This is a genomic window from Streptomyces sp. SAI-127 (assembly GCF_029894425.1).
GTDB lineage: Bacteria > Actinomycetota > Actinomycetes > Streptomycetales > Streptomycetaceae > Streptomyces.
Window position 1 is genome coordinate 39,692 of record NZ_JARXYJ010000002.1, and the last position, 15,940, is coordinate 55,631.

General features: G+C 69.5%; 15 protein-coding genes and 1 pseudogene. 11 read left to right on the forward strand and 5 right to left on the reverse strand.

Features of this window, described 5'->3' with window-relative positions; genetic code table 11:
* The first annotated feature begins 8 nt into the window (after positions 1-8).
* Positions 9-2,024: an ABC transporter permease gene (locus M2157_RS45835; RefSeq protein WP_280868405.1), complete on the forward strand. Its 2,016-nt coding sequence runs from the start codon at positions 9-11 to the stop codon at positions 2,022-2,024.
* On the opposite strand, the gene M2157_RS45840 is transcribed toward M2157_RS45835, so the two are convergent.
* Positions 1,993-2,550 (reverse strand): helix-turn-helix domain-containing protein, encoded by a 558-nt coding sequence (locus M2157_RS45840; RefSeq protein WP_280868406.1) that lies wholly within the window; start codon positions 2,548-2,550, stop codon positions 1,993-1,995. The genes M2157_RS45835 and M2157_RS45840 overlap by 32 nt on opposite strands.
* A 171-nt stretch (positions 2,551-2,721) precedes the next feature.
* On the opposite strand from M2157_RS45840, the gene M2157_RS45845 reads away from it, so the two are divergent.
* Positions 2,722-3,354 (forward strand): isochorismatase family cysteine hydrolase, encoded by a 633-nt coding sequence (locus M2157_RS45845; RefSeq protein WP_280868407.1) that lies wholly within the window; start codon positions 2,722-2,724, stop codon positions 3,352-3,354.
* 330 nt (positions 3,355-3,684) lie between these two features.
* On the opposite strand, the gene M2157_RS45850 is transcribed toward M2157_RS45845, so the two are convergent.
* Both M2157_RS45850 and M2157_RS45855 read right to left on the reverse strand, forming a co-directional pair.
* Entirely contained in the window at positions 3,685-4,584 is a 900-nt protein-coding gene (locus tag M2157_RS45850) for a GNAT family N-acetyltransferase (protein WP_280868408.1), read from the reverse strand.
* 133 nt (positions 4,585-4,717) lie between these two features.
* Positions 4,718-5,660: pseudogene (locus tag M2157_RS45855) on the reverse strand (LysR family transcriptional regulator).
* Positions 5,661-5,731: 71 nt separating this feature from the next.
* Between M2157_RS45855 and M2157_RS45860 the strand changes: the two are divergent.
* Together M2157_RS45860 and M2157_RS45865 are read left to right on the forward strand one after the other, a co-directional pair.
* A complete protein-coding gene (locus tag M2157_RS45860; protein ID WP_280859587.1) occupies positions 5,732-6,619 on the forward strand; it encodes an SDR family NAD(P)-dependent oxidoreductase in 888 nt (295 codons plus the stop codon).
* 87 nt (positions 6,620-6,706) lie between these two features.
* Positions 6,707-7,303 (forward strand): peptidoglycan-binding domain-containing protein, encoded by a 597-nt coding sequence (locus M2157_RS45865; RefSeq protein ID WP_348541841.1) that lies wholly within the window; start codon positions 6,707-6,709, stop codon positions 7,301-7,303.
* 225 nt (positions 7,304-7,528) lie between these two features.
* On the opposite strand, the gene M2157_RS45870 is transcribed toward M2157_RS45865, so the two are convergent.
* Positions 7,529-8,143 carry a hypothetical protein gene (locus tag M2157_RS45870; RefSeq protein ID WP_280859586.1) on the reverse strand — a complete coding sequence of 205 codons (615 nt, stop codon included), beginning with the start codon at positions 8,141-8,143 and terminating at the stop codon, positions 7,529-7,531.
* A gap of 509 nt (positions 8,144-8,652) precedes the next feature.
* On the opposite strand from M2157_RS45870, the gene M2157_RS45875 reads away from it, so the two are divergent.
* The 7 genes from M2157_RS45875 to M2157_RS45905 all read left to right on the forward strand — a co-directional run bounded on the left by M2157_RS45875 (position 8,653) and on the right by M2157_RS45905 (position 14,743).
* Entirely contained in the window at positions 8,653-9,456 is an 804-nt protein-coding gene (locus M2157_RS45875; RefSeq protein ID WP_280859585.1) for a hypothetical protein, read from the forward strand.
* A gap of 236 nt (positions 9,457-9,692) precedes the next feature.
* The gene (locus M2157_RS45880; protein ID WP_280859584.1) at positions 9,693-10,640 is read left to right on the forward strand and encodes an RNA polymerase sigma-70 factor; all 948 of its coding nucleotides are present in this window, start codon (positions 9,693-9,695) and stop codon (positions 10,638-10,640) included.
* A 113-nt stretch (positions 10,641-10,753) separates the two neighbouring features.
* The gene (locus tag M2157_RS45885; protein WP_280868409.1) at positions 10,754-11,950 is read left to right on the forward strand and encodes an FAD-dependent oxidoreductase; all 1,197 of its coding nucleotides are present in this window, start codon (positions 10,754-10,756) and stop codon (positions 11,948-11,950) included.
* A 338-nt stretch (positions 11,951-12,288) separates the two neighbouring features.
* A complete protein-coding gene (locus tag M2157_RS45890; RefSeq protein WP_280868410.1) occupies positions 12,289-12,651 on the forward strand; it encodes a metalloregulator ArsR/SmtB family transcription factor in 363 nt (120 codons plus the stop codon).
* On the forward strand, positions 12,635-13,171 hold the full coding sequence (locus M2157_RS45895; protein WP_280868411.1) for an SRPBCC family protein: 537 nt from the start codon (positions 12,635-12,637) through the stop codon (positions 13,169-13,171). The genes M2157_RS45890 and M2157_RS45895 overlap by 17 nt, the downstream gene beginning before the upstream one ends.
* The gene (locus M2157_RS45900; protein ID WP_280868412.1) at positions 13,171-13,836 is read left to right on the forward strand and encodes a dihydrofolate reductase family protein; all 666 of its coding nucleotides are present in this window, start codon (positions 13,171-13,173) and stop codon (positions 13,834-13,836) included. Before M2157_RS45895 ends, M2157_RS45900 begins: the two co-directional genes overlap by 1 nt.
* A 154-nt stretch (positions 13,837-13,990) precedes the next feature.
* Positions 13,991-14,743, forward strand: coding sequence for an alpha/beta hydrolase (locus tag M2157_RS45905; RefSeq protein ID WP_348541842.1), 753 nt, complete (start codon positions 13,991-13,993; stop codon positions 14,741-14,743).
* 183 nt (positions 14,744-14,926) lie between these two features.
* Here M2157_RS45905 and M2157_RS45910 read toward each other — a convergent pair whose 3' ends face one another.
* Positions 14,927-15,754, reverse strand: coding sequence for a MarR family transcriptional regulator (locus tag M2157_RS45910; protein WP_280859580.1), 828 nt, complete (start codon positions 15,752-15,754; stop codon positions 14,927-14,929).
* Positions 15,755-15,940: the final 186 nt, after the last annotated feature.

Sequence of the window (15,940 nt, forward strand, 5' to 3'; positions counted from 1 at the left end):
AAGCTGCCATGCGTTCCCCCGTCCTGCCCCTGACCTGGCACCTCGCCAGGTCCTCCGGCCGCCGCGGCCTGCAGTCCCAGCTGCTCGCGGCCGGTGCCGCCGCCGTCGGCTCGTTTCTCCTGCTGCTGATGATTGCCGCCGCCCTGGGCGCGGGCGCTCGCGCCGGCCACACCACATGGCGCATCCCCGACGCCGTACCGGCCGGAGACGCTACGGCGGTCCAGGCCACGACCACGACACACGTACGCCAGGAACCCGTGACCGTCGTGAACCTGGCCGGACTGGCCGGCCGTGGACTGACCCCCGCGCCACCCGGCCTGAGCCACTTCCCGAAACAGGGTCAGGTGTACGTCTCTCCCGCCCTGGCCGAGCTGCTGCACAAGCTCCCCGCCGGCCAACTCGCCGACCGCTTCCCGAAGGTGAGCTCCTACGGCACGATCGGCGCCGCCGGTCTCGCCTCGCCCGACGAGCTGGTCGCGGTGATCGGACGGGCGCCCGGCGACGCGGCCGTCTCCCCGGCAGCCGGGGAGCAGAACTATTACGACGACGGGCTGACCGAGCGCGCACTGGTGTCCGAGTTCTCCGGCACCAAGGCCAGCGTGTTCACCGGCATCGACCAGGGGACCGTGCTGCTGGGCGTTGTGCTGCTCGTCATGCCGGTCGTCGTGCTGGCCTCGGCGGCCGGACGGCTCGGCGCGGCCCGGCGTGAACAGCGTCTGGCCGCGCTGCGGCTGGCCGGGGCGACGCCGCGGCAGATCCTCGCCATGACCGCCGTCGAGGCCGCGGGAGTAGGCGCAGCCGGGGCAATGGCCGGCGCGCTCGCCTACACGGCACTGCTGCCCGCACTCGCCGAAATCCCGTACGGCGTCGGCGCCTGGTACACCGGCCAGTTGTGGGTGGGGCTGCCCTGGCTCGCGGCAGTAGTGCTGACCGTCACCGCGCTGATCACCGTCAGCGCGGTGACCATGCTGCGCCAGGTTGCCACCTCGCCCCTGGGCGTCGCTCAGCAGGCCAACCCGCGCCGCACCCGCGCGATACGTCTGCTGCTGTTCGTCGCGGTCCTCGGCTACATCTGGGCGACCACGGGCGACAGCGGACAGCTCAAGCCCCGGCAGCTGATCGCCCTGCTGGCGCTCTTCTACGGCGCGTTCTGGCTGTTCGGCCCCTGGGTCGTGGACCGGTTGGGCCGGATCGTGGGCCGCCGCGCCAGGCGCCCGGCCACGCTGCTGGCCGCGCGGCGGCTCAGCGACGACCCGCGTGCGGTCTGGCGCACCGTCAGCGGCTTGGTCCTCGCCGGGTTCGTGGCCGGGTTCTTCTCCGTCAGTACGCTGGGCGCCGAGGGCCCCCACCACCAGGGCCAGGTCGGGGTGATCACCGCGAACGCCGCCGCCGCCCGGCACACCGCCGCCCAGGCCCGTACGCTGCTGCGGCAGGCCGGTGTCACCGCGACCGTCACCGTCACGAACGAGGACGACTACGACAGCCTGCTCGGTGGTGTCGACGGTGTCATCGCCCGCGTCTCGGGCGGCCAGGACCGCATCGACACCGGCGTCACCGCGCTCACGCGCCTGGGATCGGGTCGCTACCCGTTCACACAGGAGTACGTGTCCGCGTCGGACGACATGGTCCTCGCCCGGGTCGCCACCGTCAGCACCGCCACCCTGGTGCTGAGCTTCCTCGTCGCAGCCGCCTCCGCCGGCCTCACGGCCGCCGCGAACGTCCTCGACCGACGCCGGATGTACGGCCTGCTGCGGCTGGCCGGCACCCCGCTGAAGGTGCTGGATGGAGCCCGGATCCGCGAGACCGTCATCCCGCTTGCCGTCCTGGCGGGCGGCACCACCGCCATGGGTGCCTTCGGCGCCATGCAGCTCAACAAGGCGGCCGGCACCACGATCAACACCTCGGGTGTCGTGCAACTGGTGATCTGCCTGGCCGTCGGCACGCTGGCCATGTTCGCCGCGGTCACCGGCAGCAGGCCGCTGCTGCGGAAGGTCACCGAGGGTCCGGCACAGACGGCGGATTGACACCTGACCAGGTTCGGCTGGCCTCGGCGTCCTGCCTGGCGGCTGTGCTTCTGGCCTCGCGTTCCTGGGCGAAGGCCGCGCTGAGTTCACCCGTCACTTCGTCCATGGTGAAGGGCTCGCCGCACCCTTCGCACACGGTGCCGCTCAGGCCCACCTCGCGCCCGCATGTCTTGTGGAGGTGATGGACGGCAATGCCTTCCCCGGGCTCCTTGCACCATGTCTCGCCCCATGCCCGCAGGGCGAGCAGCACCGAGGCGAAGGCTTCGCCCTTGGCGGTCAGGTGGTACTCGTAGCGGCGGGGTTTTGTGCTGTAGGCACGGCGCTCGAGCATGCCGTCGGCCTCCAGCCGCTTGAGGCGGTTGGTCAGCATCTGCGGCGAAGCCAGGGTCTGGACCTGCAGCGAGTCGAAGCGGCGGTTGCCCATGGTCAGCTCCCGCATGATCACGAGCGTCCAGCGGTCCCCGATGACCGCGCTCGACCGCGCGATGGGGCACTCCGTGCTCGTGATCTCCGACCAGCCAGCCATACCGACATCCTCCTCGTGAACCGCGTTCCTTCTCCATCATCGCAGAGATCGAGAGGATGCTATGAAAAATAGAGTTTGTAACTATGATTTCTTGAGTTACGGTGTGGATGAGCCGAGCGGGCGTCCGCGACACAAGATGCGGACCCCTTGGCACCTCTGGAGGGACGACTCATGACCGACACCCAGTACGAGCCGGCGCACACAGGACTGCTCCTGATGGACCCCTACAACGACTTCCTCTCCGAAGGGGGGAAGCTGTGGCCCCTGGTCGAAGAGGTCGCCACCGAGGTCGGCCTGCTCGACAACCTGCGCGCGGTGACAGCCGCCGCGCGTGCGGCCGGCATCCAGGTCTTCGTCGTCCCGCACCGCCGCTGGCGCGAGGGCAACTACGCGAACTGGAACTTCCTCACCGCGGACCAGGCCGGCGGCAACGAGAACCGGGTCTTCGAAGACGGAGCCTGGGGCGGCGACTGGCACCAGGACTTCGCTCCCCAGGAGAACGACGTCGTCGTCCATGAGCACTGGGGACAGAGCGGGTTCGCCAACACCGATCTCGACCTCCAGCTCAAAAAGCACGGCATCACCCACGTGGTGACCGTCGGCATGCTGGCCAACACCTGCATCGAGTCGACCAGCCGCTACGCCATGGAGCTGGGCTACCACGTCACCCTGGTACGCGGAGCGACGGCCGCATGGACCCGGGAAATGCTCCACGCGGCCCACGACCTCAACGGCCCGTCCTACGCCCACGCCATCCTGAACGCCGACGAGATCGTCACCGCGTTCAAGGGGACACAGGTCTGACGCTCACCACAGAACCGCTCATGCCGGCAACCCCGATGGCCTGCGCGCGGACGACGGTTCCTCGAAGATGAGCAGCTCCCATGGTGGTCGATCCAGGCTGTCCGCCGGGGGAGCGGCGGGGCCGGTGAGCCGCTGGTCCAGCCGGTCCCATGCCCGCGCGGGCGCCTTCCCGTAGAGCCTCGCATTCGGGCAGTTGGACGTCCGCCCGGCCTGCACCGCATGGGTCGGCCGGTCGCATCCGCCGCCTGCGCCGTGACCTGCATGCAGACGAGCGGAGCACGCCCACGACGCAGCGGCGGCCTCAGGGCGTGACTCTCCCGCCGACTTCGGCTACCCGGTGGTGAGGGCTTTGGCGTAGACCGTGGAACTGCGCTGGACGGTCATGCCGATCCGCTCGTACAGCGACAGTGCGCCGGTGTCCGAGTGCGTCCACAGGGTGCAGGTCTGCTTCCCCTGGCGGTAGAAGGTGCGGAACGCTTCTCGCAGCAGCATGCGGGCGATCCCTCGATTGCGGTGGTCGCGTCGTACCGCGACCCGCTCGACGTACCCTTCGTCGTTGCCCGGGACGTCCAACGACAGCACCGCGCCGACCATCTGGTCGTCGGCGAAGGCCACCGGTGAGGCCGCAGGTTCGAACGTTGCTCGTTCGACCGTGTGCCGGGCCCACTCCGCGTAGGCCTTCCGCCGCTGCTGCCACTCGTCGAACGCGTCCTCGGTGAGCTGGTGCGCCGCTTGTTCGTCGCCAGGCCGAAACGGCCGGACGGTGATACCTGCCGACGGCTCGGGCACCTCCGGTTCAACGGGCATCGCGATCTCCAGGAGCCATTCGGTGACGAGCCGGGAGTAGCCACTTGACCGCAGGAGTGCGATCGCCGCGTGATCGCTGTCGGAGACCGTCTGAGCAATGCGGTCGCTTCCCAGCTGCCGGGCCCGAGCCTCGGCCCAGACCAGAAGCGAACTGCCAAGACCCTGCCCCTGGTGATCGGGATGCACATGGACCGTGGCCCGCCGTCTCTTCACCCAGCCCCAGCCCGCCAGCTCTCCCCTGGAGTCGCGAACGAGCACCGTGTCGGACTTCGGTTCCAGTCCTGGCAGGCTGAGGTCAGCGGCGACGCGATCGGAGCCGGTCGTAGCACGGCCATGCAGCTTGTTCTCGCATGCGGTGACCAAACGGTGAACTGCCTGGACGTCGGCGGTTGTTGCCGATCGGCTCTGGTAGCCGACGGGCAACAACTTCGGGGAAAGATCAGACATGAGGTGAACACTGCGCCATGCGTACTTTCATGTCGACCTGATTAGGTTGTGAAGATGGCGGTTCCCCGCGCTGGTGCGGGCGGTCGTACGAGCTCTCCTCAGTCGGTCGTCACGAGGGGGGCGAGGACGGAGCGGGCGTGTCGGCGTCGAGGGCCGCAGTGCGGAGGGCGGCGGCCACTCGGATGCTCGGGTCGGTCGGCGGGGTGGGGGAGGCGGGCCAGGAGCAGGCGCCGCTGTTCCTGGGGGCCGCCGCGGACGGGCAGGACGCGGACGCCCGGTGGTGCGGCGGAGGCGAGTAGGGCGGGCACGGTGGTCAGTCCGCAGCCCGCGGCTACCAGTTGGAGCTTGGCGAGCCAGTCGCGGGCGGTGTGGGCGATGTCGGGCCGCTCGTCCAGGCCCGGCCACACTCCCATCAGCCGGTCCTCGCCCGAGGAGGTGCCCGCGATCCAGCGCTGCCCACGCAGGTCCGCCACGTCGACGAAGTCGCCGCGGGCCAGCGGGTGGGTGGCGGGTACCGCCAGGCAGAGGGCGCGTTCGGTGAGGGTCTGCAGTGCGAGTGGGGGTGACTCGGCGTCCGGCGGCCTGAACGGGGGCGCTGAGGCGAGCAGGGCGAGGTCCAGGCTGCCGGCCCGCAGCGCCCGTACGAGCGCCGGGGTGCTGCCCTCCCGGCCGACGATCTGAAGGCCGGGATCCGTGCGGCGCAGCCCGGCCAGGGCGCGGGGCACCAGCACGGCGCCGGCGCTGGGGAACCAACCCAGGCGGACCGTGCCGGACTGCTCGGGCAGGCCGGACAGCTCACGCGCGGTCGCGTCGATCTCGTCGATCACGACCGTCGCGCGGCGCATGACGACACGGCCGGCAGCGGTGAGCCGTACTCCTTCGCGTCGCCGTTCCAGCAGTTCCGCGCCAGCGGCCCGTTCGATCGCCGCGATCTGCCGGGAGACCGCGGACTGGGTGTATCCCAGCGACGCGGCGGCCGCGGTGAAGGTTCCCTGTTCGGCGACGGCGCGGAAGACGCGCAGTGCGGTGAGTGACACATCCGAGAAGTCCATGACGTTTGCGCATACTAGCCGTGCCGAACTCTCGTTGGACTCATGAGTGCGAGCTTCCTAGCGTGGCATGCATGAACGCTTCGCATATCGCCCTTGTCACGGGCGCCAATCAGGGACTCGGCCGTGCCCTCGTCGAAGGACTGGCCGCCCGCATGGACCAGGACGACCTGGTCCTGCTCACCGGCCGCAGCCACCAGCGCGTGGCCGATGCCGCCCGCGAGGTCGCGCTGTTGCCCGGCACACGTGCCCGCGTGGAGGGCCGCGTCCTGGACGTCACGGACACCGATGCCATCGCCCGCCTCGCCGAGGACCTCCGCGCGCGGCACGGGGGAGTCGACGTCGTCATCTCCAACGCCGTGGCCCGCGTGTTGCCCGAGGAGTCACAGGCCGCGCGGGCGGACGAGTTCATCGACGTCTCCAATACCGCCACGCACGCGATCCTGCGGTCCTTCGGCTCTGTTCTTCGCCCGGGCGGCCGTCTGCTCGTCGTGGCCAGCAGCCTGGGCACCCTGGGTCATCTCGACCCGCGGCTGCACCACTTGTTCGACGGGGCGAGCCTGGAGCAGGTCGAGTGCGCCGTCGAGTCGTGGCGCAGCGCCATCCACCACAAGAGTGCGCAGGAGGCGGGCTGGCCTCTCTGGCTGAATGTGCCGTCCAAGGTGGCTCAGGTCGCCGCCGTCCGCGCCCTCGCCGCCGAACGCCGCGAACGTGACCTGGCCACCGGCACCCTGATCGCGTCTGTGTGTCCCGGCATGGTCGACACCGCCACGTCACGCCCCTGGTTCAGCGACTACAGCCGTGCGCAGTCACCGGCCCAGGCTGCCGCGGCCGTACTGGATCTGGTCTTCGCCGATCACGTTGATCCCATCTTGTACGGCGAGTTGGTCCGCTTCGGAAAGGCTCTGCCCTGGCACGACGGCACACCTCCACTGGAGCAGGACCGGATGCTCACGCCCTGAACGCGCGGGGTTGTGGCCCGCTGCACGAGAATCGGCTGGAATCCACGGACCCTCTGGCTGAATTACCGCGCAGAGGGTTACTGAAATTTGGCGTGGATTGAGTCATACGAAAAAGTGCATCGCATTTCCGGGAGATTTGAGTGCACGATCCTGGCACGCTTTGCGACGACGCAGACACCCGGTGCGGGCGGTCGCGTCATCGCTTTCGTTGTCGATCGGGAAGAGGAAGCAATGCGACCTTCTTTGGCCAGGGCACTTGTAGCCACGAGCGCGATCGTCGGTATTGCCGCTGGCGGCCTTGCGGGTGCGAGTGCGAGCGTGGCGGCCTCCCAGCCCGTCACCAAGCCCGCGGTCAGCAGCCAGCGTGTCGCCCCCCTGGCAGTGAACAACCTCGGCCTGAACACGGCCCGGGCCAAGAACTGGCAGAGCTGCCTGAACGCCTGGGGCTTCAACGCCGGCACCGAGGACGGACAGCTGGGCACCAACAGCTGGAAAGCGGCGCAGCGAATGCTCAACGCCTGGGGCTACAACGCCGGTGCCGAGGACGGGATCGTCGGAACCAACACGATCAGGGCGCTGCAGAAGTTCCTGAACGCCGTCGGTGAAAACGCCGGAACCGCTGACGGGATCGCCGGGCCGCAGACCAGGGCCGCGTTCTGGAATTACAACGCCACGGGCTGCTGAGCCAACGCTTCGTGTCGCGTCGGGCTGGTCGAGCGGGAATTGGCTGCTCGACCAGCCCGGAACACCGTCGTAGTTGAATTCCGTTTCATCCACACGTATGTTCCCGACAACGGCAGATCGAGCACCTCCCAGTCGATGCATGGGCGGCTGTCTCCACCGGGAGGGGGCCGGGCTTCGGCCCCCATCCGTTGGTGCATGCCCTTGGCTACTGCGCGGTGTGGGCCTTCAGCTGCCTTCGGGCTGCGCGTCGGGCGCCGGCGTGGTCTCCGCTTCCGGTGCGGTGTAGAAGACGGAGGAACCCTGCTTGGCGCGCTGGGCCTGGCTCCTGGCGACAAGCCCCTCGAGGGTGACGCGTACGACCTTGGTCTTGATGTCGCGCTCGGGATGGGCCTGGCCGAGCGCGGTGGAGATCTCCGCAGCGGAGCGGGGTTCGCCCTGCTCGGTGAGGTGCTGGCGGATGAGTTCCACCAAAGTGGGCTGGGCCGTCTTCGTCTCGGACTTGGCGGTGGACTTCTTGGCCGTCGTACGTTCCTGTGCAGTGGTGGTCTTGCGTGCGGCTTGCTTGCTGCGAGGTGCGGTCTTGGTCTTCTGCCGGGGAGATGGCACCGCGGCGGTTTCGGTCGACGGCGTGGGCTCCTTGGTCGTCTGCGTGACGCCGAGAGCCTGTTGGATGTTCACCAGCACGCTGTGATCATGCTGCAGGGCGGCCAACTGCTGCTGCAGGGCAGCGACGTCCCCGCTGATGCGTTCCTGCTCCTTGAGGTTGGTCTCGAGATCGGCGGCTACTTGGGCGCTGTACTGGTGTGTCAGTCCCGTGGTGTCGGTCGTGCTCTCGGACATGATGCTGGCCTTTCCTCGGTGTGCGGCTGTGACGCAGAGGCGGAGCGCGACGCTGAACCAGGCAGCGTGGGCTGCACTGGCAGCGCGGATGCCTTAACTGCCGCAGAATGCCTTGGTGTAGAGATACTACGGACAAGTGGAGCCAACTGTTCCTTGCGAACAGCTTCTTCTGTCCGGTGCCGAGGTCATGGCTGCCATGTCATGTGCGGTCGGGACCGTGTTGCAAGGTGACAAGGCAGGGCCGTGTGCAGGAAGTGGCGTAGCCGCGCGTGCTTTCGAACGCGCAGGTGTCTGCTCGGGGCTTGACCCTGGCGTCGCTCATCGTCGTCGCCGTGTACGTGAAGACAGCCATGGGCCGTCGGCATGAGGCGGCTGGCTGCCTCGTCGGCCTCGGCGTTCAGGCTGTGTTCACATCCGGGCGAGTCTTGGGCAACGCGAGCACCAGAAGCACCAAAAAGCTGGCAAAGGGGTCTGGGGCAAGGGTCGAGTGCCATGTCATCGTGCCTGCCATGTCGACTGATCACCTCACTCACAACCGGCCCGCGGGCCACCTGCGTCACGCGGCGAGCAAGGTGCCGGAGGTGACCGTCTACTTCTGGATCATCAAGGTGCTGACCACCGGGATGGGAGAGACAGCGTCCGACTTCCTGGCCCACTGGCTCGGCCCGATCCCCGCCGTCGCGCTTGGCGGCATCGCCCTGGTGGCCGCCCTGGCGGTGCAGTTCACGGCCCGCCGGTACGTGGCCTGGATCTACTGGACGGCGATCGTCATGGTCAGCGTGTTCGGCACGATGGCCGCCGACACCCTGCATGTCGGCCTCGGCGTGCCGTACACGATCTCGACCCCGTTGTTCATGGCCGCGCTGGCCGCCGTCTTCGCCCTCTGGCACCGCAGCGAACGCACCCTGTCCATCCACAGCATCCACACCCGCCGCCGCGAGACCTTCTACTGGGCCGCCGTGCTGGCCACCTTTGCGCTGGGCACCGCCGCGGGCGACCTCACGGCGACGATCGGACTCGGCTACCTGGGCTCCGCCGTCCTGTACGCCGCCGCGATAGCTGTCCCGGCCGTCGCCCACCGCTGGGGCGGCCTGAACGCCGTGACGGCCTTCTGGTCCGCGTACGTCATCACCCGACCCCTGGGCGCCTCGATCGCCGACTGGATGGCCGTCGGCCACAGCCGGGGTGGACTGAACCTCGGTCTCGGACCGGTCACGCTGTCCTGGACCGTGGCCATCTTCGGCTTCGTCGGCTACCTGGCCGCCTCCCGGACGGACGCTCGCAGCACGCCCAAGCCCCTGATCCCGCAGTGATGCTGAGGGGTGCTGCGAGACCTGTCAGAGTCACCGGGCCGTAGCCGTGGTGCGCAGCGTTCGATTGCCCAGTACACAGAGCTCCGGGCCCGCGAGGCACAAAGCCGCGAGGCGCGCGAGGTGCAGCGGCGGGTGGCCGGTCACCCGCCGCTGCCGCGCAGTCCTGTTGATCTGCCCGTCCCGCACGGCCGTACGATCGCAGTGAAACCGCGCACTGCGCCCGTTAGGATCCTGGCATGGCCCTGACCTTCAGTGACGTGGATCGGTTCGAGGCGGCCAGGCCGCGGCTCGAGGCCATCGCCTATCGCATGCTCGGCTCGGTGAGCGAGGCCGAGGACGCCGTACAGGAGACGTATCTGCGGTGGCAGGCCGCCGAAGTCGGGCGCATCGAGGTGCCCGAGGCATGGCTGACCAAGGTGCTCACCAACCTCTGCCTCAACCAGCTCACGTCGGCCCGTGCGCGTCGGGAGACTTACGTCGGCCAGTGGCTGCCCGAACCGTTGCTCGAAGGGGACCCGATGCTGGGCCCGGCGGAGACGGTCGAGCAGCGCGAGTCGGTGTCGTACGCCGTGATGGTTCTTTTGGAGCGGCTCTCGCCCAACGAGCGGGCGGTGTACGTGCTGCGCGAGGCATTCGCGTACTCGCACCGTGAGATTGCCGAGATCCTGGACCTGAGCGAGGCGGCCAGCCAGCAGATCTTTCATCGCGCGAAGAAGCATGTGGCGCAGGGCAGGGCGCGGGTCGAGATCGACGAGGCGGCCGTGCGCAGGATCGTCGAGGAGTTTCTCGCTGCGGCGACCAGCGGTCAGACCCAGCCGTTGATCGAGCTGCTCACCTCGGATGCCGTCGCGGTGGGCGACGGCGGCGGAAAGGTGCCTGCCCGGGCCAGTGCCTTCGAGGGCGCACGCGCGGTGGCGAAGTTCCTGCGCGGGCTGTTCAAGCCGGCCCCGGCCAAGCGGGACCTGGCCGGCGGTTCCCCCGACCTCTACGCCGCCACGGTCAACGGCGGCCCTGCGGTCGTCGCGGTGGTCGACGGCCGTGTCTTCGGCATCATGTGCCTGGAGCGGACGCAGGACGGCATCGTCGCGGTCCGCAGCCAGGTCAATCCGGACAAGCTGGAGCGGGCGACGCAGCGTTGGGCGGCGGGCGATTTCGGTCCTCCGGTCGTGACCGAAGCCCTCTGACTCCGCGTGTGACGCAGGTCACTCCTGTCTCCTGTCAGGAATCGGCGGGCTGCCCGGTTCAAGGGGCGTGACCGGGCCAGAAGGCACCGGACCCGCGCAGACAGGAGCAGGAAATGCAGCACCGGATCATCGTCCTCGGCGCCGGCTACTCCGGAGCGATCGCGGCAGGCCGACTCGCCAAGCGGCTGCGTCGTGAGGACGTCGCCATCACCCTCGTCAACGCAGAGCCCGACTTCGTCGAGCGGGTCCGGATGCACCAGTTGGCCGTGGGCCAGGACCTGAAGCCGCGCCCGCTGCGCGAGATGTTCGCGGGCACGGGAGTCGAGCTCAAGCTCGCGAAGGTCACATCGATCGACGTGGACCGCAAGACGGTCGCGGTGGAGAGCGCCGAGGGGACGGCGGAACTGCCGTACGACACCCTCGTCTACGCCCTCGGCAGCAGCGGCAACGACAACGGCGTCCCCGGCGTCGCCAAGCACGCCCACCAGATCGCGAGCCGCCCCGGCGCGCTCCGGCTGCGCGAGCGCCTGACCCAGCTCGCCGAGGGCGAGACGGTCCTCGTCGTGGGCGGCGGCCTGACCGGCCTGGAGTTCGCGACGGAGGTGGCCGAGGTCCGCCCGGACCTCGACATCGCGCTCGCCGCGCGTGCCGGGCTGGGCGACTGGCTCTCCCCGAAGGGCCGCGCGCACCTGCGCAACGTCACCGACAAGCTGGGCATCACGGTGTACGAGAACGCCGCGGTGACCGCGGTCGAGGCGGACCAGGTCATGACCGCGGACGGCCGGACCCTCCCGGCTGCCGTCACGGTCTGGACCACGGGCTTCGCGGTGCACCCGCTGGCCGCGGCCACCAGCCTCGAGCTCGCGGACACCGGCCGCATCGTGGTCGACGCGACGATGCGCTCGGTCTCGCACCCGGACGTGTACGCGATCGGCGACGCCGGCCACGCACTGGGCGCCGGCGACAAGCCACTGCGCATGTCCTGCGCCTCCGGCACCCCCATGGCCTGGCAGGCCGCCGACTCCATCGCCGCCCGCCTGACGGGAGGCAAGCTGCCGAACGCCCCCCTGCGCTACTTCAACCAGTGCATCTCTCTCGGCCGCAAGGAGGGCCTGATCCAGTTCGTCACCGCCGACGACCGCGCTGTGGACCACGCCCTGACCGGTCGCTTCGCGGCCCGCTACAAGGAGCTGATCTGCAAGGGTGCGGCCTGGAGCGTCGCCAACCCGACGATGGGCATCCCGGTACGGCGGCGACGGGTGGTGGCCGACCGGGTCGCGTCCGAAGAGGCGGCACGAGTGTCGGCGTGAGGTACGGCCTGGTGTACGACGCGGAGGCCTCGGGCTGCTGTGGGGTCGTCCGCGGCGTACGAGCCCAACGGGCGGCGGCCTGCATGCGGGGCGCTGACCTCCGAGCTCGTGGTGGGCGGGCGTGGCTCCGGGGAGCGACCTCGTCGGCGAGGCCCTGATCAGTGCGGAGCCCGCTGATTGGCCGGCCGGCATGACTGGGCTGGGGCCACGCTCCCGGCCCGGGATGGGCGAGACCTTGCCATCAGTTCCAGCCCGTCAGTCGTCACACGCAGTCCTGCCTGTTATGCGCCCGAGCTACGGAGCGTTGACGCATGCCGATATAGGCATATAATGATGCCATGGCACGAGCGGCGACGACCTCGGACGCGTTCAACGCGATCGCCGAACCGCAGCGGCGGGAGATCCTGCTGCTTCTGCGGGGCGGCGAGCGGCCGGTGACCGACCTGGCGCGGGACCTGGGGATGACCCAGCCACAGGCGTCCAAGCACCTGCGGGTCCTGCGGGAGGTCGGGCTCGTGCGGGTTCGCGGGGCGGGCAAGCAGCGGCTGTACGGCCTGGACGCCCGCGGGCTGCGGCCGGTCCACGAGTGGGTGGGCGGCTTCGAGCGGTTCTGGAGCGAGAGCTTCGACCGGCTGGACGAGTACGTCCGAGACCTGAATCAGGCAAGGCAGGAGGAACCAACCGATGACGACGACCAGTAGCGGCGCTGAGCCTGACCGCACGACCACGGACCGCGAGGTCGTGATCTCCCGGGCCATCGGTGCCCCACGGGAGCTGGTGTTCGAGGCGTTCACGCAGGTCCGGCACCTGTCACGATGGTGGGGACCGGAAGGGTTCACCACCACGACGCGGTCCTTCGAGTTCCGCGTCGGCGGGGCCTGGGACTTCGTGATGCACGGGCCTGACGGGACCGACTACCAGGAGTGGATCACCTGGCGGGAGATCGTCCCGCCGGAGCGGATCGCGCTGCTGCACGGCGAGTCCCGCGACGACCCCAACGCCTTCGAGTCGTTCCTGGCCTTCGAGCCGGCCGGCGACGAGACCCGGATCGTGATGCGCACGGTGTTCCCCACCAAGGAACTCCGCGACGAGGCCGTGGAGAAGTACCACGCGATCGAGGGCGGCGAGCAGACCCTGAGCAACCTGGCGGCCTACGTCGCCGAACTCACGCGGGACGACACCGGCCGCCACGGGACCACCCCGAAGGAGGGGGAGAGCTGATGGCCGGGAAGGTGTTCTTCAGCGTGACGATGTCGCTCGACGGCTTCATGGCACCTGAGCCCGTACCCCCCGAGGATGCCTTCTCGCCCGAGAAGCAGGACGAGCCGGGCGTCAGGCGCTGGATGTCGAAGTGGGCGGAACTGCAGGCGTGGGCGTTCCCGCTGCGGTGGTTCCGGGAGAACCTCAAGCTCGGTGAGGGCGGCGAGGAAGGACTCGACAACGACATCGCACGGGCGACGCACGAGCGCACCGGCGCGAGCGTCATGGGCAAGCGCATGTTCGACGCCGGCGAGCCGGCGTGGCCGGAGGAGGCGCCGTTCCACACCCCGGTGTTCGTCGTCACCCACACCAGGCGCGACCCGTGGGAGCGGCCGGGCGGCACGACCTTCCACTTCGTCAACGACGGTATCGAGAGCTCCCTCGACCAGGCTCGCGAGGCAGCCGGCGACCGCGACGTGCGCATCGCCGGCGGCGCCGAGACGATCCAGGAGTACCTGGACAGCGGCCTGATCGACGAGTTCTCGATCACGCTCGCGCCCGTGCTGTTCGGCACCGGCATCCGCCTGTTCGACCGCGTGGACCCCGACCGCCTCACCCTCGAACAGACCCGGACCGACGCATCGTCCCGGGTGACCCACCTGACCTACACCGTCGGCAAGCGCTAGTCGGCGTTCCCGGAGCTTGCGGTGCAGGCATGTCGCCGCGGGACGAGGTGACGGTGGGTCAGGTCGGCAGGTCCGACCACGGCTCGACCGGACTGCGGCGGATCCCACCGCTGAGGACCCGGGGTGCTGACTGGGGACGGTGGTTCGGCCGCTGGTGAACGCCGATCCTCCGGCAGGCCGGTCCGCCTATTCTCCGGACATGGTTGATCAACGATCGGTCGACGTGGGCGGGGTCCGGCTGACGTGTCAGGTATCGGGTCCGCCGGATGCTCCGCCGCTCGTCCTGTTGCACGCGTTGGGCGAAGATGCCACCGACTGGGAGGCCGTTGTGCCCGCCCTCGCCCGGAGTCGGCGGGTGTATGCCCTCGATCTTCGCGGTCACGGCCGAAGCGACTGGCCGGGGGAGTACTCGCTCGAACTCATGCAGGCTGATGTGCTCCAGTTCCTGGACGCACTGGGACTTGGCCCAGTGGATCTGATCGGGCACTCCATGGGCGGGATCGTGGCCTACCTGCTCGCGGAGGACCATCCACAGCGGGTGAGCCGGCTCGTTCTGGAGGACGTTCCAATCCCGCGTCCTCGGGAGCAGACCACCCTGACCAGGCCGGAAGGCGCCCTGACTTTCGACTGGGAGTTGGTACCGGCCGTCAGGCGGCAGATCGACATGCCTGACCCCAGGTGGCTGGAGCGGCTCAGCCAGATCACCGCCAAGACCCTGGTGCTCGCCGGCGGCACAAACAGCCATGTTCCCCAGGACGGCGTCGCCGAGCTCACCCGCCGCATCCCCGGCGCGCGAATGGTCACCATCCCGGTTGGACACCTGATCCACCACGCAGCGCCCGAGCCGTTCATCGAGGCGGTTTCGGCGTTCCTGCACGAGAACTTCCGCCCTACCCGCCAACCCTGAGTCGCGGTCACAGGCCGTGACGTGGGCAGGCCCGGCGGCAAACGGCATTGCGTCAGCGGCGGAGAGGGAAGCCTCCCCGTGCAGGGGGAGGGTGTCGCCCGCCCGAGCACCTCGGCCGCGAACATCGGGCCCAGAACTTGCCGTACCGGACGACGGACTCCTCGTCCCGTCAGTCGCTGCTCGTCACTGTGACCCGGCGGCCACCAGCGTCGCGGTGATGGGTTCGAGCTCGGCGACCAACTCGTCGAGTTCGGCGGGAGACAGAGCGTCGTACGGCGGGGCGGCGAGCTCGTCCGTAAGGGCTTCGATGCGTTGATTGGTCTCGCGGCCGGCGTCGGTGAACCGGCCCTCGATGTCGACGAGCCCGCGCTCGCGCAAGCCGTCCATGACCGCGGCCAGCCGCTCCTTCGGCAGGTGATGGATGCGCCCGAACGACTCCGGCGGGTGGATGCCCTGTGCCAGAGCGGAGAGCACGTGGGCCTCCGTACCGCCGATGCGCGCGCCGACGAGAGCAGCGATGTGCCCGTCACCGCGGTGCTCGCGCAGCATGGTCGCGGAATGCCACAGCCGGGCGACCGGGTCGCCCGGCACCGGAAGGGTGCGCATCCCGGCGTACATCACCCGACCTTCCATGGGCGCGTTCGTCGCGGCTTTGGTGGTGAGGTCGGCGGCCCGCAGCAGGCCGGGGGAGTCGGCCGGCTCTTCGCCGAGGATGCGCCGTAGGGAGGCCGCGCTGCCCCGCTCCCGTGCGGCGACGGAGGCCTCGGGCGGGATCGTCTCCCACGCGCTGGGAATGTGCCGCGCGGCCTCCCCGTCGGCGAAGTTGTAGAAGGCCGCGTGCACGACCTGCGCCGGTACTCGCCCCAGCGGCGCGGCGCGGCTGGCGAAGTAGCCGTCCCAGTAGGTGCGGTGGCCGAGCGCGGCGAGCTCCTCGTTGCACTCGTCGGCGAAGAAGGTGACCAGGCAGATCGGCTCCAGGAGCTCGAACATGCGGCGGGCGGTGTGAGTCATGCCCTACATCATTCCTGCGGTGACGCCCCATGGAGCAGTACTTCTCGGAGTCATGAGACCGGGCCTGAGAGGCCACTGCTCGACGAAGCGCTGCCGTAGCCGATGTCGGCCCAGACCATGCGAAGGCCGGGGGTGCCGGTGGCGAATGCGCGGGACGTCGCACGACCCCAACAGTGAGGCCCCCAG